This window comes from Halomonas sp. G11 (assembly GCF_001663515.1).
Classification (GTDB): Bacteria; Pseudomonadota; Gammaproteobacteria; order Pseudomonadales; family Halomonadaceae; genus Vreelandella.
Map to the genome: position 1 here is coordinate 1 of NZ_LYXG01000008.1, position 18,603 is coordinate 18,603.

The following is an 18,603-nucleotide window of genomic DNA, read 5'->3' on the forward strand; positions in this document are numbered from 1 at the left end:
GTTGGCCATGATGGCCTGAGGTCTACTTTTGAACCCCGTTAAAAATGGGGGGATTACCCGTTCACCTGTTGTTTTGTTCTGGCATCCGATACCGAATGCCGACTCCCTGATACTTTGCACCAACAGAACCCACGGCGCCACGAACCAGAACACTGAACGTGCGGATTTACCTGGGGGACTCGCCGGATGGCATGATGGAGTGCCTGACCATCAACCGCCCTCCCACTTCGCTTTCTACCGGCTCGCTTTCCGGCGGTCCATCGCCGCGGCAATGTCCTCTTCGTGCTCTTCGCCCCAGCCACAAAGCGGCTCCATGGCCCGTACCAGACTCGTCCCGAAAGGCGTCAGCGAGTATTCGACGCGCAGCGGGATCTCCCCATAGTCCGTTCGCTGGACGATGCCGTCTGACTCGAGCTCTTTTAGCTGCTGGATCAACATTTTGTCGCTCACGCCCCGGACGCTTCGCCTGAGCTCGCCGTAACGCGTCGGGCCCTTGTTTAAAAAGAACAGAATCAACGGCTTCCATTTCCCGGAGATCACTTGCAGCGTCGCATGCAGGCCGCAAATGAAACGTGGGATTTCTGAGTTTTCTTTCGCCATAACGGGTACTTACCAAAAGGTGCATACTTGAACATTTGTAAGCGGTTTATATATCGTGAAGGCGAATCAAGTCAACACACACGGAGACCCAACCATGAGTCGGCTAAACGGTAAAATCGCACTAATCACAGGCGGAGCCAGCGGCATCGGCCTGGCCTCGGCCCAACGCCTCATCGACGAAGGCGCCTTCGTCTTCATTACCGGGCGGCGCCAGGATGTCCTCGACAACGCGGCTGAGGCACTGGGATCCAACGCCCGGAGCATCCAGGCGGATGTGACGAAGTCGGAGGATCTCGACCGCGTCTTCGAAACAATCCAGAAAGAAAAAGGCCATCTGGACGTCCTGGTGGCCAACGCGGGCGTCGGCGAATTCGCCAGCCTGGGACAGATCACCGAGGCGCACTACCACTACATCTTCGACATCAACGTCAAAGGCACCCTCTTCACCGTCCAGAAGGCCCTGCCCCTGATGAAGCACGGCGGCTCCATCATCCTCACCGGGTCCACGGTTGGCAGCATGGGCACCCCCGCGATGAGTATCTACAGCGCCTCCAAGGCGGCCGTCCGAAACCTGGCGCGCAGCTGGGCCCATGATCTCAGGGGCACCGGCATTCGCGTGAACGTCATGTCTCCTGGCCCAACCCAAACAGACAAACTGATGGAACTGCTCCCATCCGAAGCTCTGAGCGAGATGAACCGGACCGTACCGCTTGAGCGTCTGGGCGACCCTAAAGAAACCGCGGGCGCAGTAGCATTCCTGGCATCCGACGACAGCAGCTTTATGACAGGGAGCGAGGTGTTCGTTGACGGGGGCTACGCGCAGGTTTAGATGGCTGTCCTACTATTCCCTCTATGGAAGGAAAGAATATGAAGGCTGCCTATTATGATGTTCCAGGCGGACCGGAGGTCCTGAGCTACACAGACGTCGAGGCTCCGGTTTGTCCCGAGGATGGCGTGCTCCTCCGGGTGGAGGCAATCTCGATCGAGGGGGGCGATCTCATCAATCGGGCGACGGCGACCCCTCAGGTGGCAGGCCACGTTCCTGGCTATGCGGCCTCGGGCGAGATCGTCGAGGTTGGCGTGAAGGTTCGCGGCCGCTTCATCGGGCAAAAGGTGACGTCATTCGACATGGGCGGGTCCCATGCCGAATTGCGCGCTGTGAAGGCCACGCGAACATGGATCGTACCGGAGGGGTTGAAGATGGCGGCTGCGGCCGCCTTGCCCATCTCGTTTGGAACCGCCCATCACAGCCTGTTCGCGCGCGGCAACCTGGTCGACGGCGAGACCCTGCTCGTGCAGGGCGGAGCGGGCAGCGTCGGGGTCGCGGCGATCCAACTGGCACATCGCGCCGGTTCGAGGGTATTGGCAACCGTCTCGGGCGCGGATCGCGCTGCGCGACTGCGGTCTTATGGGCTGGACGCCGCGATCGACCACCGCTCAGAGGATGTCACCGCGGCCGTCATGCGGCTGACCGATGACAACGGCGTGGATCTGGTCGTCGACCCCGTCGGGTCCACGCTCGCGGGATCGCTTGCCGCACTCCGGCCCGAGGGCCGTCTGGTCTTCGTCGGCAATGCAGGGCGCGCGTCGCTGGACCTGGACCTCTGGCCCGCCTTGCAGGCCAACCAGACGCTTCTGGGTGTGTTCATGGGCAGCCAGCTCGAAAAACCCGAAGTCCACAGGACGGTCGACGACATGTTGCGCCTGGCCGTCACCGGTGAGCTGGAGGTTCCCATCAATCGACGGTTTTCGCTTTGCGATGTCGCGGCGGCCCATGCCTATGCCGAGGAAAATTCCATTCTGGGCCGGGTCGTCCTTATCCCTTGACCTGCAAGACCTGGGGCCACTGAGAAGGCATGTGCCCGGGTCGCTGCATCGGGGACCGTTGCCGTAGATGGGAACTGCAACCTTGATCTTGCGCTGACCATGCCTGGCTGTTTGCTACCATCGATGACGATTCGGCAAGGGCGGCGGAAACTGCGTCATGGACAGGATCGCGCGTCGAGAAGACGGTATCTCCGCCCTTCAGCAACTTTCGCGGGACACCCATTCGCGGAAATTCATCCGGGTGTCCTGTAGACACTTTTTTCCGACTCAAGGGAGAAGCAAGACTCATCGGCCCCAACCGCCGGATGGAGTTGATTGACGAGAGTAAACACTGCCGCCTGATCGATTAGCGATGCAGACCATATATGGCGCTATCCATTTTGCCTCATCAGTAGCGCATAATGTCCGCATTTGTGGCTGGTTTCGTAGGAAAGCGGTTTGAAAATGATGTTGGCCTCGTAACACCATTACATCTCGCGGCTGGAGGTGATGCCTTTTGAGTAAGCAAACAGGATGATCTTGAGCAGGATGGCCGGATCATAGGCCAGTCGACCGGTCGCGTCGTTGCGATACTTGGGATGGAAAACGGATAAGTCGAGCTTGTGCTCAATCAGGTAGTGTACGGCGTGTTCAAAGGTGCCTGGCTGGAGTTGATCTTGGTAGTTGATCACCACCATGGCGTTATGATCGTAGTTATAAGGCTTGAAGCGCGGCATGCTGACCACTCCTCGTCTATTTTCCCGATCCTACCAAACCCAGCCATGAAAGGGGTTTTTCTACAGCCTCAACGCCCGCAATAAACGGCGCGAGGAAAGAGCACCACTCAGATAAAATGACACCGCCCATTAAAAGCTCTTGATCAAGCGGAACTATGTGGTTCCAGCGCTCTTTTTCATTCATATGGCTAACGCCCTCATTTGCGGCAGGTTTTGGAGCGCAGCGGGAGACCACTCAGGCAACATGTGCTTGTTATCTAATTTACTATTGACTAGCCAAACACTATTTGATATAAAAATCGCTAATCAATAGGCCGGATGCGGGTCAGCAGCTTACGAGCTGTGAGAAGGTTCGATTCCTTCATGGCCGGCCCTTAGCATTGCTTTGATATTTCATATCGGGGCGTAGCTTAAGTAAATCGTGCTTTATTGCTTCTGAGATTTTTACATAATCCAAATTTTTGGCTTTGGCCAGTATCTCTGCTGTTAGATAAGCAGAATCTTGGAAAACAGCATGCTTTAGATTTGCACCTTCAAATTTTACTTCGCGTACGTTACATTGATTAAAGATTGAACTTTGCAAATCTGCATTCGTAAAATCAGCCCTTTCCAAGCACGATCCCGTAAAATCAACTCCCCTGCATTTCGCATTTATATATTTACTTTTCAACAAATCACAATTTTTAAATTTTGTATTTTTTAGCGTACTCCCCTCAAAATTAGAAGATCGCATTTTCATTTTTTTAAAGCTAGACCCTACGAGGAAGCCATTCATAATTTTGAGACCAATAAGTCGCGCACCCTCAACCTCAACACCTTTAACATTCAAATTATTTAATACTAGATTTTGGATATCTATATCTATAACACCATAACCATTAAGCCTCTTAATATGGCCAAGCTTCTTAACGTTTATCTCAGGAAAATCTAGTGACGAATAATCGTCTAAATCCTCTTTAAGGCGTTCTATATCATTATTTTTATTCCTTTTAGCATCAAGCCAGATAACAAGAAGGGCTATTATTGACAACTCAAATATAATGCCATGCATCCCTACAAGAAAGCTTTCCCAGAACTCCCTACCATAAAGACCCAGCTTCGTATTCGGAAACACTAACCCGCTAACTTTTTCCCAAAATGCAGTAATAAAGAAAACGGATGTCGATAACACGGCCGAAATTATTGCCAGCGTCTTTACTGGACTTTTAATTACTCGTCTCACTTATTACCTCATAAGTAGTTAACGTTAAGCGCACCGGAAGATTTTTTAGAGCGAAGCGAAGAAAAGGCCATCCGCGTGCCGTATGCTGTTAGCCGCAATCAGACTGCCAGCGATTTCGATAGTTATAAATAACATTATCCAGCTTTCCGCCTCCAACCGCTTGGGCATATCTGTAGGCCGATTGCCAAAATCATCGTTCGCTGGCCAGTAAAGTCCGAAGCCGAGCTTCGAGCCGCAGGAAGCCTTTATTCGTCACCATTTTGGTACTTAAAGGAATAGTGATCACGGCTATGATCCTTATTTAGCCTTTTGATTTCAGTGCTAGCGAGAACCTCCAGATTGGCGCTTGCACGGTCTCCAAAAATGGTTGGCTCTAGTTTCGCTAATAAGAACATAACATCTTCGATGTAGAAATTTATATCGCTACCACGCAATCTATAAATAGCATCCACGAGGCCATCGCCCTATATCATCGCATCCCGCCACTCCTCATGAAACTCTTTTCCGTCACATTCAATACCAACTCGGAATCCCGTTTCATCTTGAACCAGAAAATCCAAAATGAATCGTCCATAGATAGGTGTCAACCTTCTTTTTAGGAAAAAGCTCAACCGAAGGCCTATCTTACCTATCATAATGACGCACGAAAAGGTCTTCGATAGGGCCTTCATAGGGAGGGTTATAAAATATGGACATAAAGTCTCATATAACGCCGCCAGCACGAGCGAACTTTTAGTGAAGGCAAAGTCGTAACGAAAAAGCCCTAGCTGTGACTGCGATTGTTAAAGCATTTAATCAGGAGTGTATTCACACAAACCTATCCTAGAATCAAGTTTTTTATTATTAAAGTCATAAAGATATCCAATGCTATCTTTATCCAATTCGACATGCCTAAATATTCGAGAACGCTTACCATTTACTTTTGAGATAATATCATTTGGAAGCGCTGAATCTACCAACTCATAGACACTAATATTTCCTTGGATGATAACTGGCTCCTTCTTTACTCGACAGAAAAAACTGTAAAATTGTACAGATTGAATACTTGCAAACATACATTCCACCCTTTAAATCAGCCACTTACGATAGACTTTCGTTAAATGCAGCCCTAAAGCTCCCAGTAACCAGCATCGCCCCGAACGTTCCACCAAACTCTCGAAGAATTCTTCTGGCGTCAGGTTTACCAGTTTGCATATATTCATAGAATCTCCCAAATCCGCGAAACAAATCGCATGTTATTAGCTGCCGATCGCGAATCGTCCACTAACTTGGTTTTAAAGTGCTCCGGAATGGATAACTCTGAATAAGCTTCCAGCCATATTTTCTTTTGCTTATCGATTAGGCGTTGATGGTCGCGATTATCCGAAAGGCTAAAGCTCTTTTTTCGCTGGCTACCGGCAATCAACGGAGACTGCGTACCCTGCCGGAACAGCTTTGCATTAAATGGCTTATCAATATCCTCACGCTTACCTGCAAGAAGAAAGTAGGTTCCACATTCGTGGTCGACTGAGTCCTTTAGTGCTTTCAGGCGAACGAGATCCCAGAGAATGTTTTCCGCAGTACAGTGAGAGCTACCCGCCCACTTCGCTTCCACTGCAAGCATAACCTGCTTGTTAGCTAGATACTCAACTACATAGTCAATCTCCGGTTTTCGACCCTTTTTCGTCGATGAAAGCACCGGATGAGCAAAATTGTTTCTGGCCCTGCAGGCAGTCTGATCGAAGAACGAGGCAAGAATCTCCGAAATGCTGTGCCCGAGATATGCTTCTCCCATTATTGATCCGCGAAAACACAGAAAATCATAATTCATTTTCGCGGACACAGCCTCGGCCATTCGCCTTTGTACAGAGATTTGGCTATTCGGGATCATTTTATTGCTGTCATTCATCTTGGGCTCATAGATAGCACCACATTTTTGAAAATCATAACACCTCCATCATTCGCGGCTAAGAAATGGAGGCTAAGCCACACTGCATTTGTCATGGATAGGATTTCAGTACTCGATATCGCTATCTAATTCCCGCATCGTCTTCCATATTGTATATTTATATGCAGTCGCAACAAGCATAAGTATTATTGCACCTACGCATGATGAAATAGTCAAAACATCCGTAATTGAAACCACTTTTGTTTTTATGACGATACTAGCTATGAGCAGTGCAAAAAATACAATAGCTAATAGGTAAAACCTCACCCATTTCAATAAAATTCGGTAGCCATAGCGGGTTGGACTGCTGTTTCTCTTTTCCGGCTTATCATTTGACGACTTTTCTTTTCCTTTCAACAAAGAGATAATCCCACAGATTATCCCAATCCATGAAGCCGCTATAACAGATATACTTTCGAGCGTCTCTAGAGTCATAATCTCTCGTTGAAGCCTAACTTTGATTATACTCCTCGATGTATAACCTCAAGGAATGTGAGAGTGCATTGAGGTTATACAGCAGCCATAATTAACTCTACCCTATCGACTCTTCTGGTGGCAAAGCCAATTTGGCAGCTTATGCGACTTTCCTCCTCTAATCATCGCCCCTTGCATCTCCCCCACCCGCCTCCTACACTCCACCAACGAACAGCTTGACGGGGTGCCGGTGATATCCGGCTGAGATGGCGCAGGGTCTGTCCTTTTAAGGATGCCAAGCGCTGGTCCCGCTGAACCTGATCCGGCTAATGCACTGCTCATATAACGAGCAGCACGGGTACCGGCGTAGGGATCAAGCGATGGCCATGGCTAGCTTTCTCCCACGATCGCACGCCACCTCTCCGAGCCATTTCCTCGATCTCTCGCCTGCCCTCCGGATCATTACCACCGGAGGCATTATGGGCTACTGCTTTACCGATCTCACCAACGCTTGTCACGATGAATGGCGCGCCTATATCGAGCACGATTTCGTGCGTCAGTTGGGCACGGCGACGCTGCCCGAGGCGTCGTTTCGCCATTATTTAAAGCAGGACTACCTGTTTCTGATCCACTTCGCTCGCGCCTATGCGCTGGCTGCCTACAAAAGCCCCACCCTTGCGGATCTTCGTCAGGCCCATGAAGGCATGAAAGCCATCGTGGATGTGGAGCTGGGTCTGCATGTGGGCTTTTGCCAGGAGTGGGGAATTTCCGAGCAGGAGCTGGCGGAGCTTCCCGAAGCCAGAGCCACGCTTGCCTACACCCGCTATGTGCTGGATACCGGCAGCCGGGGCGACCTGCTCGATTTGCACGTGGCGCTGGCCCCCTGCCTGGTCGGCTACGGGGAAATTGCCAACTGGCTTAACGACCAGCCCACCACGGTGCGCGGCGCGCAAAACCCCTTTGACGCCTGGATTGGCATGTACGAGAGCGAAGAGTTTCAGTCCGCCATGCGGGCGGAGCTCGAATGGCTCAATGCCCGCCTTGCCGACGTTACCCCCGCCCGTTTTGCCGAACTGAGCAAGATCTTCCGCGATGCCACCCGCTTGGAAATCGACTTCTGGCAGATGGGCCTCGACCTCACCAACTAATTCAGCAAAACAACATAAGGAAGCGACCGTTATGAGCAAGACTAGCCACTTTTTAGCCGAAACCGCCCAAGTAGATGCCGCCGCCATTGCCCCGCTGCCGGGCTCGCGCAAGGTGTACGTGGAAGGCTCGCGGCCGGATATTCGCGTGCCGTTTCGCGAGATCACACTCTCGCCCACCAAGACGTCTGCCGACGACGAGCAGAACCCGCCACTGCTGGTCTACGACACCTCCGGCCCCTACACCGACCCCGACGCCCAGATCGACTTGCGTCGCGGGCTCCCGGCACTGCGTCGTGCCTGGATTGAAGCGCGGGACGATACCGAGTTCTTGACCGGCCCCACCAGCGAGTACGGCCATCGCCGCGCCAACGACCCGACACTTGCCCAGCTGCGCTTTGATCTAACCCGTACACCACGCCGTGCAAAAGCGGGCAAGAACGTAACCCAGCTGTACTACGCCCGCCAGGGCATCATCACACCGGAAATGGAGTTTATCGCCCTGCGGGAAAACCAGCGCCGTCAGGCGTTGGGTAATGAGGAAGTGGAGCGCATTCTGGGCCATCAGCACAAAGGCCAGAGCTTTGGCGCCAGCCTGCCCGAAGAGATCACCCCGGAGTTTGTGCGCGATGAAGTCGCCCGTGGGCGGGCGATCATTCCCAACAACATCAACCACCCGGAAAGCGAGCCGATGATCATTGGCCGCAACTTCCTGGTAAAGATCAACGGCAACCTGGGCAACTCGGCGGTGACGTCTTCTATTGAAGAAGAGGTGGATAAGATGACCTGGGGGATCCGCTGGGGCGCGGACACCATCATGGACCTCTCCACGGGGCAGAACATCCACGAAACCCGCGAGTGGATCCTGCGCAACTCGCCGGTGCCCATTGGTACGGTGCCGATCTATCAGGCGCTGGAAAAGGTCAACGGCGTGGCGGAAGACCTCACCTGGGAAGTCTTCCGCGATACGCTGATCGAGCAGGCCGAACAGGGCGTGGACTACTTCACCATTCACGCGGGCGTACTGCTGCGCTATGTGCCGCTCACCGCCAAGCGCGTCACCGGCATTGTCAGCCGCGGCGGCTCGATCATGGCCAAGTGGTGCTTGTACCATCACCAGGAGAGCTTCCTGTACACCCACTTCGAAGACATCTGCGAGATCTGCAAGCAGTACGACGTGGCGTTCTCCCTCGGCGATGGCCTGCGCCCTGGCTCGGTGGCGGATGCCAACGACGAAGCACAAATGGCGGAACTCAAGACCCTGGGCGAGCTGACCCATATCGCCTGGAAGCACGATGTGCAGGTGATGATCGAAGGCCCCGGCCACGTGCCCATGCATCTGGTGAAAGAGAACATGGACAAGCAGCTGGAGTACTGCGACGAGGCACCCTTCTACACCCTCGGCCCGCTGGTGACCGATATCGCCCCCGGCTACGACCACATTACCTCGGGCATTGGGGCGGCGATGATCGGCTGGTTTGGCTGCGCCATGCTCTGCTACGTCACGCCCAAGGAGCATCTGGGCCTGCCCAATAAAGACGACGTCAAAACCGGCATCATCACCTACAAGATTGCCGCCCACGCGGCGGACTTGGCCAAGGGCCACCCGGCGGCACAGCGGCGCGACAATGCCCTTTCCAAGGCGCGCTTCGAGTTCCGTTGGGAAGACCAGTTCAACCTGGGGCTAGACCCGGATACCGCTCGCGAATACCACGACGAAACTCTGCCCAAGGACTCCGCCAAGGTGGCCCACTTCTGCTCCATGTGCGGGCCGAAGTTCTGCTCCATGAAGATCAGCCACGAAGTACGCGAGTACGCTGCCGAACACGGTTTAGAAGGCGATCAGGAGGCCATCATGAAAGGCATGGAGGAACAGGCGGAGAAGTTTCGCGATAAAGGCAGCGAGCTGTATCAAGAAGTGTGACATGCCGCTTTAACGATCAGTGCCCGCCAATAAGGCGGGCACTTAAGAAGCGTCATTTAAAGCAAGCTTTCACTCACATACGCCATACGTCCTGAGTGGGCAGTAGCAGTATGATCCCGAGACAGCATACGGCAGTCACCTGGAATACGCCTGTCATTTGCCAAAGCTCTGCACCTACACCAGCCAGGGTGGGCGATATCAGCTGACCAGCGGAAATCAGAAAGAACGTTAAACCAAACCCTGTAGAAGGTGCTTCAGGAAAACAACTGACACTCCAGATCCCATACAGGGCAGTTATCAATATAAAGGTAGCACCAAAAACTACTGCGGATAGGGTGATCATCAGCAGCCCGTCACTCGCAACGGTAAGAATAGCCATTGAGGCTGCAATGGCTAACGTTGCCCACTTCAATACCTTAACCAGCCCAAAGCGGGTTACCAGTTCTCCTGCCAGCCCACCTGCTACACCGGCAATACCCACTACCATCCAGAATATCACCCGATCTGTCGCAGAAAGCCGATTTTCTCCTGCAATCAATTCAACAGAAAAAGTCCAGTAAACAGACGTTACCAGCCCGAACAACAGTGCGCCCAACAGTAAACGGCGAACCGAAGCATTTTTCAACTTGCGCCTCAGAAGCGCCAATATCGGCTCCTGATAACCGCTCAATATAACTGAGTCTGCATCATCATTAGCCGTTTCACGCCTATAGCCCGGCATGATCAACACATTCCATAACGTGGCCATCAGTGCAATAAAGGCAAAACATAGCCAAGCCAGTTGCCAACGGGGGCCCGCGATGAGCGCCAAGGGGCCAGACACCATCACCCCAAAACTGGTACCCGAATTAATGATGGCATAGTAACGACTCTGCTTATTAGCGTGACACAACTGCTTAATGGCATCGGATAGCGGTGGATAAGCGAGGCCTGGACTACAGCCAGCAAGCGTCACACCAAGTGCTAGCCACAACGGGTTACCCGCCAGTCCGACCAACAACATCCCCAGTGTTGCTGTCATTCCGCCCACTATAATCGGCAGACGAGGACTGAAACGACGCACCAGTAGTGGGCTGGCAAGCGTTGCCACTAGATACCCCAGGTAGGACGCACTGCCAATGGCACCGACTGTTGCTTGATCCAAATTAAAATCGTGTCTAATAGCAGGCACAAACAGGCCATAGGTATAGCGCGACAGTCCGTAAGTAGACGCCACTATCAAAAGACCTGCGCCAACGACATTAAAGGCCGAGTTGCGTTTAAAAGCGACGGGGAAGTACATGGTTTCAGGCCTATCCATTTTGTCGCGCTAATTGCTTGAATTCAGGATTGAAAGTCAGCCACTTGCGCGCCGCTTAACAAGAGCATGATTAACCACATCATTAGATTGCCTCCCCGCGGGATTGGGGAAGCATTTTAAGCGAGGTATTCAACGCAGAATCGATGGGCCAAACGTGCATAACATTCTGCGTCTGAATGATAGCGCCATCGAAAAGTAGGTAGATGGCGTTAACCAACTCACCAAAGTCATCTGGTTTCATCACCGGTCGATAGTCACTCAGCACATCAGTGGCAACGATTTGCCTTACACGCTCCTTGTGGTCACGCACAAGCGCTCTAATCGGGCTTTCCTCATCACTGAACTCCCCTGCCATATTGATAAAACCACAGCCACGATAGCCCTCTTCGCGGATCTGGTCGTACCACATGGAATACATGCCGGTGATACGCTTATCAGCCGATTCATGCTGAGCAATGCGTTCCTTGAATTGCATTAACCATCGCTCTTCACGTTGTCCCAGCCAAGCAAGCGCAAGTAACTCCTTGCTAGGAAAATGGCTATAAAAGCTCGCCTTGGCGACGCCCGACTCGCTAATAATTTGGTTAATACCCGTCGAGCAATACCCCTGGCGAAAAAACAAACGGCTGGCCGTTTCAATAATTCGTTCGCGAGGCTTGGAGAGCGAAGATGGATCGAGCGTCATGATAGAGCACAACCATACAGACAAGTCTGTCTATAAATTTAGCAACGAACCTTTACCCCGTCAAGGTCTAAAAGGGATTAGGATTAGTGCTAATAACCATTTGCCGAATTGACTCTAAAAAAGCTCTCTTAAGCAGAGACTAATTATACATCGATAATGTATGATTCTCATTTGCATGACTTTCAATGCGCGACGCTCACTTTAAAACTAACATCCCACGAGGAACGGATACCCGATGAAAACCCAACTTTCCCTGGCGGTTACCCTGATCAGCGCTGGCCTGCTCAGCGGCTGCAGTGATGACAAGACCTCAACCGACGCAGCGACGATGCTGGATTATATTCCGGCTGATGCGCCCTACTTCATGGCCTCCAGTGAGGCAATGCCTGAGCAGGAGGCCTTCGACCTCTACCAGCGCATGCAGCCCATGGCGAGCCTTGAGTCTGATCTGGATGAACTGCGCGCTACGCTGCCCGATATTGACGATGAAGCGTCACGGTCAATGATGAAGCTGCTGATCGCCATGGGTGAAGAGCTCGATGGTGTTGAATCCCTGGATGATTTCCATGCGCTGGGCTTGAAGGTGAGCCCTCGCGCCGCCTTGTATGGACTGGGTGTTTTGCCTGTATTGCGCATGCAACTGCAGGATGAAGAGGCGTTTCGCGAGACGCTCAAGCGTCTCCTGACCAAGGCGGAGATTACCCCCAACACGGTCACCACCAACGGCACCGAGTACTGGGTCCTGACGCCCGAGGCGCCCGTCCAGGCGATCCTTGTCATTGAAGATCAGCAGTTGCTGATGTCGGTAGTGCCGCAGGATGCCAGTGACGAATTAATGGCGCAGGTATTGGGTAGCGATTTGCCTGACAGCAGCCTCGAAGATTCTGGCGCGCTGGCAGAACTTGAGCAGCGCCATGACTTTACCCCTTACGGCGCCGGGGAAATCGACTTTTCACGCCTGCTCAATGAACTGAGCTCCCCCACGCATGCGGGGACTCAAGCATTGATGGACGCCGTTGAGGCAGAGCAGTTGGATCTATCGGCCTGTCAGGCCGATATTGACCGCATCACCAGCCGCTTCCCCGGCCTTGTGATGGGCATGCGCGAGTACAACCAGGATCGCATGGAGATGAATGTCATCCTGGAAACCGATGAAGCGATTGTCAGTGACCTGCGCGCCCTGACCACTCAGGTGCCAGGTCTTGGCAGCACAGAGGGTATGGCCAGTTTCGGCATGGGCCTGAACTTACCCTTACTGCTTCAGACAGCCCAGAAATATGCCCAGGAAGTGCGTCAGAACCCCTTCAGCTGTGATGAATTGCAGGATTTGAATAGCGCCTGGAGCGAGATCAACGTGGCGATGAACAACCCGGCCACCATGATGATCGGGTCAGCGCTATCCGGCTTGAGAGCGCGCATCGACAGTCTGACAATGACCGATGGCGAACCCAGCGGCAGCGGTATCCTGACCCTTGCCTCCCCAAACCCGATGGGGCTGGTGACGACCGCAGCCACCTTCTTGCCTGAACTGGGCGCGCTTGGGCTTGAGCCAGGCGGAGACGCCAAGCAAATCGAAAGCATGATGCTGCCGCCCGAAACACCACCGCTGTATGCCGCCATGTCTGACACGGCCATTGCCCTGGGCGCAGACATCAGCGACCCAGCGTCACTACAGGAAGCCCTGCAAGCCCCTGCGTCAGAGCGTGACCTACTGCTTCATGGTCATCTGACCGGTGAGTTTTATCATTCCCTGGCCGATGTCATGGAGCAGGTGCCTTCCGCTGAGCTGGAAACGTCCGATATTGACATGTTCCGGCAGTATGGGGATATCTACAAGAACATGGCGTACGGGGTCAGAGTGGACGATGCAGGCGTTGAGATGAACTTCTCGCTGGAACTGGACTGATACCTGGCGGCTATTGCCGCCTGCAATAAAACCCGCTGACGGCTGTATAGCGACCGTTAGCGGGTTTTTCATTTTTGGCTCATTGTTGAACTTGGCGACTGAAAATCAGGAGACCTCGAGCGCCACTTTCAAGACGCCGTCGCGCTGGTGGGAGAAAAGATCGTAGGCATCGACGATGCTCTCCAGCGCGAAGCGGTGGGTGACCATAGGGCCAAGGTCCAACCGACCGGCGGCAATGATGCTCATCAGCCTGCGCATGCGCTCCTTGCCGCCGGGGCACAGCGAGGTAATGATCTTGTGGTCGCCCAGGCCCGCGCAGAACGCCCCCAGCGGAATCGTCAGGTCTTCGGAGTAGACGCCGAGACTGGAGAGTGTTCCGCCGGGTTTGAGGACGCGCAGGGCTGACTCGAAGGTCTGCTGCAAGCCGAGGGCTTCGATAGCCACGTCCACGCCGCGCCCGCCGGTGAGTTTGAGGATCTCATCCACCACGTCGACCTTGCGGAAATCCAGGGTGACGTCGGCGCCCATCTGCTTGGCCATGGTCAGGCGCTCGTCCACGCCGTCAACGGCAATGATCATGCCCGCCCCGCGCAGCCTTGCGCCCGCCGTGGCGCACAGGCCAATCGGCCCCTGGGCAAATACCACTACGCTGTCGCCGATCTTGATCCCGCCCGCTTCGGCACCGGCAAAGCCGGTGGACATGATGTCGGGGCACATCAGCACCTGTTCGTCGGTCAGGCCATCGGGCACCGGCGAGAGGTTGGCCTGGGCATCCGGCACCAACAGGTATTCCGCCTGGGCGCCGTCGATGGTATTACCGAAGCGCCAGCCGCCCATGGGTTTGTAGCCATGGCTGTGGTGGCCGCCATCCTGGGATGAACAGCCGTCCTGGCAGCCATAGGAGGTAAAGCTCGGACAGATCGCCCCGGCGATCACTCGCTGGCCCTCCTGGTAACCTTTAACGTTGGCGCCGAGTTTTTCGATAACACCCACGGGTTCGTGGCCAATGGTCAAGCCACGCTCCACCGGGTACTCGCCTTTCAGGATATGCACATCGGTGCCGCAGATGGTCGTGGTGGTCACGCGCATCAAGGCATCGTTGGGGCCAATCTCGGGGATCGGTTTGTCGTCAATTTCAATACGGCCAGGCTCAACAAAAATGGCCGCTTTCATCATGGTCGGCATGGGACGTCTCCTCAGTCGGAAAGTCGAATCACCTGACCATTACGGCACACAAGACGCCGCGCCATATTGCGCTGGATCAAACTTACCGCGCTTAAACGCCAACAGGGGGCCGAAGCCCCCTGTTGGTCGTCAGTATCATGTGGCTAGCGTTGTTTTTTCTGATTCTCCCTCAAATGACCTACGCCTTTCTGCATGCCGCCCTTTGCCTGTTGGGCTTTGCCTTTGGCTTCGGTTTTGCCGCTTCCGGTCACCTTGCCCGCCGCTTCTTTCAATTTACCGACGGTCTGACTGGCAGCCCCTTTCGCCTTGTCTTTTTTGCCACTTGCCATGATGAACACCTCTAGTCCGTTAGTGGAGAATAGTGCTGGAGACAGCGCTGGAGATAGATCTGGAGACAGCGCCTAAAAAGTAAATACTTACTTCGTGCAAGGCGCTGTCATCATCATAGTCGGTATCAGAAAAATCACCGCAATTTCTTTTAGTCCGCCGTATCGGGTAAGCGCGTGGGCGCCCAACAATTCAGTGCGACATGCAGGCAGGCCATCACCAGCAGCGTTGCCAGCAGCGCCACGCTCATCGACGAAAAACGGTATAGCGCGCTGTAAACGAGGTCCTGCTCAGGCCCCAACGACTGACCAAATAAAATGCCCAGCGTTGTCAGCCCACCAAAACCGATGCCCGAACCGCCGCCTTCCAGAATATGCTCCCTTGCGAACAGCATGAGACCCAGCCAGTAGAGCAGGATGACCAGCATAAAATGGTGGCTTTGGGTATACAGTACCAGTTGCATGGCAAGCGCGAGGTTGCAACCCAGAAGTGTCCCCACGGCCCGCTTACCCGCCGACACTTTGGCGCCGCCATAGCCCAGTGAGAACAGCACCAGAATGGTTGCCATCTGCGCCGAGAGCGACCCTTGCAGATCAAATACTTGAAACACAACAAACGATAGCGTTGCGGTGATGCCGCCCATCAGGGTTTCGTGGCGAATTTGTTCAGCGGGTTTTATGCCTTTGGGCGGCGGCTGACGTGGCTCAACATCGGGAAATAGCGTGTACATCAGCATGGCGATGAACACCGCAAGCCCGCTGGCCACCATGTTACTGGCCAGCAAGTCGCTCAAATCAACACTTGGGTAACTGGCAAAGTGCAGCAGAATGCTGAGCGTCAACACGCCGTTGGCCCCGAACAAGAACAGCGGGCCTTTGGCCATGAGATAAAAGCGAAAGGAGAACATCGCCAGCACTACCAGCGTCATCACTATGGGCATATGCTTGAGCAGGCCGACGACCAAGCTGACTTCGATTACATTGATCGAAACGTTGCCCAGAAACTGGCGCACGATATGGCCGTTCAGGATGGGCACCATCCCCAGCAAGAACATTGGAAAAACGGTGAAGAAGACGCCGTAGTTCCAATCCATCAGTTGGCTGACCACAAACCCCAGCAGGCCACCGCCGGCCACCCGCAAACATTGGCGCAGGCCGTTCTCCGTTAATCCGACAGGGTGCTTATCCGCTGGCGGGCGGCTGGGCTTCAATAGCCGTAGGATTGCCATGCTCAATACACCGCGTGAAGCCAACTGATTAAACGCGCCTGAAGCGCGGCGAATGGCTTGGCCAACAGGTGATCCCCCGGCACCAGTTGAACAGAGGCCCGAGCACCGCTGGCCGGTAACGAGGGGACCGGCTCATCGAGTGCCACGTGGATCCGAAGCCGCTGGGCATCGCGCACCCAGCGATCCGTCGTGGGAATATCGGCCAGTTGGCCATCGGCAGCCAGTTGGCCGTTACGCACGCCCGCATCAAAGGCACTGACCTGGCCTTCAAACACCTTCCCTGGCCAACTGTCGAAGACAACCTTTGCCTGATCGCCGAGGTGCACGTGACGCAGGCTCTTCTCGCGGAAATCGGCAATGATATCCATCTGATTGGCCACCAGCGCCAATGCAGGCTGCCCGGCCTGCACATAGTCACCCGCCTGCAGTTGAAGATTGGTGACGATCCCCGGCTGCGCAGCTCGAACTTGGGTATGCGCCATGTCCAGCTGCGCTTTTTCCAGGGCATTTTCCGCCTGGCGCAAACGCAAATTGGCTTCGCCTTCCTCACCCAGCTGTACTTCAAGGCTTTCAATTTCGGCCTGGGCAGAGGCGACGGCGGACGCCGCCGTTTGCTCGGCGGCAACCTGCTGGTCGTACTGCTGACGAGAAAGGCTGTGCTGTGCGAGCAACGCTTCCCCACGACGGCGCTCGCCACGACGTTCCTGGGCCGTGGCCTCCGCCGATGCCAGGGTGGCACGGGCGGCCGCAAGCTCTGCCCTCAAGCGGGCATTGTCTTGCAGGGCTTGTTCACGATTGAGCCGAGCTTCGGCGAGCGCTAGCTGAAACGGCGCTGGATCCAGGCGGAACAGCACATCACCTTTGGCCACCTGCTGATGGTCGTCTACCGTCACTTCTTTAACGGGCGCACTCAATTCAGGCGCAATGCGCGTCACCGGGCGCATCACCCGCGCTTCCGGGGTGATGGGCATGAAACTATCGGCGATAAGAAAATACACAAACAAAAGCATAAAGGCAGCAACCGCCACCTTTACCCAACGGGCAAAACGTTGTTCGGGGGACATGCAGGACTCATTAGCGTGTTAATGACAGCGTCAGCTTATCATTTAATTAGCGCGCTAACAATATTACCGCTGTCTAGAGAGACTCAGCACTATAATCCCCCCAACAACCACGGCCCCACCGACCAGTTGGCTGGGGCTGAGCATTTGGCCCAGGACGAAGTAACCAATCACTAACGAAGCGACGGGTTCGATATTCATTACCGGTGCGTTGCGCGCCATATTCAGTCGAGGCACAAAGATAAACAGGGTCGAAAATGCCGAGCCGTACAACAACCCCAAAAGCGCTAACCCAATCCAGCCCTGGTTGGTTTCCGGCAAGCTCATACCTCCGGGCACAATGCCGGTAAGGCCACCGATGATCATGGCGATAAACACCGTTTGCATGGTGAGCAGGCTGCGCAGGGTACTCCCCACCCTCGCGAGCCGGTGTTCAGTGGTCCAGAGAGCGCAGGCGAAGGCAAACGCCGCCGTCAAACCGAAGCCGATACCCGCCAGCCAACCGGGGCCCATATCGTCTATATTGGCGTACCAGGCGGGAATATCGAGCACCACCAGCAAGCCGATCAGAATCGTGCCCATGATCAGACAGCTGCGCAGCGTGGGTCGCGGCCCACCTAACGCCCAACTCAGCAATGCCAACTGGATCGGAAAGGTATTCACCAGTAACAGGGCAATGACCACGGGCAAGCGCGCCACGGCCGAGTACAAACAGAGGCTTTGCACCGTGATACAGAGCCCGACCGCAAGCTGCCACGGCCAGGTGCCCGGCGGCAGCCAGAGACGCTTTTTTTGCGCAACGACCAGGCAAACCAGAATCAAGCATGCCACACCTGAGCGGGTAAGCACCGCCAGCAAAAGCCCTGTGCCATTATCGAACGCCAGTCGCGCCGAGACGTGGTTGGCCGCGAACATCGTCGCCACCGTCATTAACAGCAGGATGGCCAAGTGACGGGGTAAAACAGACGGAAGCGAGGGGGATTGCATGTTGGAAGCGGGCTCTTTTTATGATGAAACGAAGTGGTGATAATACCCAGCATGCCGGGATTTTAGCTAGAAGGCTAACGACATAGATACACTGACCGTCAACCTCCCATAATGTTATACTAACGTCTAATCAACTCCGTTGTCTCTCT

The 18,603-nt window shown here is 54.3% G+C and carries 18 protein-coding genes, 1 pseudogene and 1 riboswitch; of the genes and pseudogenes, 5 read left to right on the plus strand and 14 right to left on the minus strand.

Translation table 11 applies throughout. The annotated features are described in order from the left end of the window. Nucleotides 1-234: 234 nt before the first annotated feature. On the minus strand, nt 235-600 hold the full coding sequence (locus tag ADS46_RS04375) for a winged helix-turn-helix transcriptional regulator (protein WP_066316786.1): 366 nt from the start codon (nt 598-600) through the stop codon (nt 235-237). 94 nt (nt 601-694) lie between these two features. Between ADS46_RS04375 and ADS46_RS04380 the strand changes: the two genes are divergently transcribed. Then, complete coding sequence (locus ADS46_RS04380) at nt 695-1,429, plus strand: SDR family NAD(P)-dependent oxidoreductase (protein ID WP_066316789.1); 735 nt, start codon at nt 695-697, stop codon at nt 1,427-1,429. Nucleotides 1,430-1,467: 38 nt separating this feature from the next. Further along, nucleotides 1,468-2,427, plus strand: a complete 960-nt coding sequence (locus ADS46_RS04385) for a quinone oxidoreductase family protein (RefSeq protein WP_066316792.1) — start codon at nt 1,468-1,470, stop codon at nt 2,425-2,427. A 470-nt stretch (nt 2,428-2,897) separates the two neighbouring features. Here ADS46_RS04385 and ADS46_RS04390 read toward each other — a convergent pair. The 6 genes and pseudogenes from ADS46_RS04390 to ADS46_RS04415 form a co-directional block, all read right to left on the minus strand. Beyond that, nucleotides 2,898-3,143, minus strand: a pseudogene (locus ADS46_RS04390) (transposase); the annotation flags it as partial. Nucleotides 3,144-3,159: 16 nt separating this feature from the next. Beyond that, nucleotides 3,160-3,327: a hypothetical protein gene (locus ADS46_RS18700; RefSeq protein WP_156524471.1), complete on the minus strand. Its 168-nt coding sequence runs from the start codon at nt 3,325-3,327 to the stop codon at nt 3,160-3,162. A gap of 177 nt (nt 3,328-3,504) precedes the next feature. Next, complete coding sequence (locus ADS46_RS04395; protein WP_066316794.1) at nt 3,505-4,365, minus strand: pentapeptide repeat-containing protein; 861 nt, start codon at nt 4,363-4,365, stop codon at nt 3,505-3,507. A 791-nt stretch (nt 4,366-5,156) separates the two neighbouring features. Then, on the minus strand, nt 5,157-5,420 hold the full coding sequence (locus tag ADS46_RS18705; RefSeq protein ID WP_156524472.1) for a hypothetical protein: 264 nt from the start codon (nt 5,418-5,420) through the stop codon (nt 5,157-5,159). Between the two features lie 143 nt (nt 5,421-5,563). After that, complete coding sequence (locus ADS46_RS04410; protein WP_066316800.1) at nt 5,564-6,253, minus strand: hypothetical protein; 690 nt, start codon at nt 6,251-6,253, stop codon at nt 5,564-5,566. Between the two features lie 105 nt (nt 6,254-6,358). Continuing rightward, entirely contained in the window at nt 6,359-6,727 is a 369-nt protein-coding gene (locus ADS46_RS04415) for a hypothetical protein (protein WP_066316802.1), read from the minus strand. A 209-nt stretch (nt 6,728-6,936) separates the two neighbouring features. Continuing rightward, a riboswitch (TPP riboswitch) is annotated at nt 6,937-7,096 on the plus strand. Nucleotides 7,097-7,185: 89 nt separating this feature from the next. Between ADS46_RS04415 and tenA the strand changes: the two genes are divergently transcribed. Both tenA and thiC read left to right on the plus strand, forming a co-directional pair. Continuing rightward, complete coding sequence (tenA, locus tag ADS46_RS04420; RefSeq protein WP_066316805.1) at nt 7,186-7,854, plus strand: thiaminase II; 669 nt, start codon at nt 7,186-7,188, stop codon at nt 7,852-7,854. A gap of 31 nt (nt 7,855-7,885) precedes the next feature. Next, complete coding sequence (gene thiC, locus ADS46_RS04425; RefSeq protein ID WP_066316808.1) at nt 7,886-9,775, plus strand: phosphomethylpyrimidine synthase ThiC; 1,890 nt, start codon at nt 7,886-7,888, stop codon at nt 9,773-9,775. 73 nt (nt 9,776-9,848) lie between these two features. Here thiC and ADS46_RS04430 read toward each other — a convergent pair whose 3' ends face one another. Both ADS46_RS04430 and ADS46_RS04435 read right to left on the minus strand, forming a co-directional pair. Beyond that, entirely contained in the window at nt 9,849-11,057 is a 1,209-nt protein-coding gene (locus ADS46_RS04430) for an MFS transporter (protein ID WP_066316810.1), read from the minus strand. A gap of 100 nt (nt 11,058-11,157) precedes the next feature. Beyond that, the gene (locus ADS46_RS04435; RefSeq protein WP_066316812.1) at nt 11,158-11,760 is read right to left on the minus strand and encodes a TetR/AcrR family transcriptional regulator; all 603 of its coding nucleotides are present in this window, start codon (nt 11,758-11,760) and stop codon (nt 11,158-11,160) included. 235 nt (nt 11,761-11,995) lie between these two features. Here ADS46_RS04435 and ADS46_RS04440 point away from each other — a divergent pair, with 235 nt between their 5' ends. Beyond that, nucleotides 11,996-13,666: a hypothetical protein gene (locus ADS46_RS04440; protein WP_066316814.1), complete on the plus strand. Its 1,671-nt coding sequence runs from the start codon at nt 11,996-11,998 to the stop codon at nt 13,664-13,666. A 105-nt stretch (nt 13,667-13,771) separates the two neighbouring features. Here ADS46_RS04440 and ADS46_RS04445 read toward each other — a convergent pair whose 3' ends face one another. The 5 genes from ADS46_RS04445 to ADS46_RS04465 form a co-directional block, all read right to left on the minus strand. Next, entirely contained in the window at nt 13,772-14,851 is a 1,080-nt protein-coding gene (locus ADS46_RS04445) for an NAD(P)-dependent alcohol dehydrogenase (protein ID WP_066316815.1), read from the minus strand. A gap of 143 nt (nt 14,852-14,994) precedes the next feature. Then, nucleotides 14,995-15,180, minus strand: a complete 186-nt coding sequence (locus tag ADS46_RS18445) for a CsbD family protein (RefSeq protein ID WP_082925981.1) — start codon at nt 15,178-15,180, stop codon at nt 14,995-14,997. Nucleotides 15,181-15,329: 149 nt separating this feature from the next. Beyond that, nucleotides 15,330-16,406: a DUF2955 domain-containing protein gene (locus ADS46_RS04455; RefSeq protein WP_066316819.1), complete on the minus strand. Its 1,077-nt coding sequence runs from the start codon at nt 16,404-16,406 to the stop codon at nt 15,330-15,332. A gap of 2 nt (nt 16,407-16,408) precedes the next feature. Next, nucleotides 16,409-17,470, minus strand: coding sequence for an HlyD family secretion protein (locus tag ADS46_RS04460; RefSeq protein WP_066316821.1), 1,062 nt, complete (start codon nt 17,468-17,470; stop codon nt 16,409-16,411). A gap of 63 nt (nt 17,471-17,533) precedes the next feature. Further along, complete coding sequence (locus ADS46_RS04465) at nt 17,534-18,454, minus strand: EamA family transporter (RefSeq protein ID WP_066316823.1); 921 nt, start codon at nt 18,452-18,454, stop codon at nt 17,534-17,536. Between the last annotated feature and the right edge of the window lie 149 nt (nt 18,455-18,603).

Coding starts and splice junctions, on each gene's coding strand:
- ADS46_RS04375 (WP_066316786.1), bottom strand. CDS start 600: ATGGCGAAAGAAAACTCAGAAATCCCACGTTTCATTTGCGGCCTGCAT.
- ADS46_RS04380 (WP_066316789.1), top strand. CDS start 695: ATGAGTCGGCTAAACGGTAAAATCGCACTAATCACAGGCGGAGCCAGC.
- ADS46_RS04385 (WP_066316792.1), top strand. CDS start 1,468: ATGAAGGCTGCCTATTATGATGTTCCAGGCGGACCGGAGGTCCTGAGC.
- ADS46_RS18700 (WP_156524471.1), bottom strand. CDS start 3,327: ATGAATGAAAAAGAGCGCTGGAACCACATAGTTCCGCTTGATCAAGAG.
- ADS46_RS18705 (WP_156524472.1), bottom strand. CDS start 5,420: ATGTTTGCAAGTATTCAATCTGTACAATTTTACAGTTTTTTCTGTCGA.
- ADS46_RS04410 (WP_066316800.1), bottom strand. CDS start 6,253: ATGAATGACAGCAATAAAATGATCCCGAATAGCCAAATCTCTGTACAA.
- ADS46_RS04415 (WP_066316802.1), bottom strand. CDS start 6,727: ATGACTCTAGAGACGCTCGAAAGTATATCTGTTATAGCGGCTTCATGG.
- tenA (WP_066316805.1), top strand. CDS start 7,186: ATGGGCTACTGCTTTACCGATCTCACCAACGCTTGTCACGATGAATGG.
- thiC (WP_066316808.1), top strand. CDS start 7,886: ATGAGCAAGACTAGCCACTTTTTAGCCGAAACCGCCCAAGTAGATGCC.
- ADS46_RS04430 (WP_066316810.1), bottom strand. CDS start 11,057: ATGTACTTCCCCGTCGCTTTTAAACGCAACTCGGCCTTTAATGTCGTT.
- ADS46_RS04435 (WP_066316812.1), bottom strand. CDS start 11,760: ATGACGCTCGATCCATCTTCGCTCTCCAAGCCTCGCGAACGAATTATT.
- ADS46_RS04440 (WP_066316814.1), top strand. CDS start 11,996: ATGAAAACCCAACTTTCCCTGGCGGTTACCCTGATCAGCGCTGGCCTG.
- ADS46_RS04445 (WP_066316815.1), bottom strand. CDS start 14,851: ATGCCGACCATGATGAAAGCGGCCATTTTTGTTGAGCCTGGCCGTATT.
- ADS46_RS18445 (WP_082925981.1), bottom strand. CDS start 15,180: ATGGCAAGTGGCAAAAAAGACAAGGCGAAAGGGGCTGCCAGTCAGACC.
- ADS46_RS04455 (WP_066316819.1), bottom strand. CDS start 16,406: ATGGCAATCCTACGGCTATTGAAGCCCAGCCGCCCGCCAGCGGATAAG.
- ADS46_RS04460 (WP_066316821.1), bottom strand. CDS start 17,470: ATGTCCCCCGAACAACGTTTTGCCCGTTGGGTAAAGGTGGCGGTTGCT.
- ADS46_RS04465 (WP_066316823.1), bottom strand. CDS start 18,454: ATGCAATCCCCCTCGCTTCCGTCTGTTTTACCCCGTCACTTGGCCATC.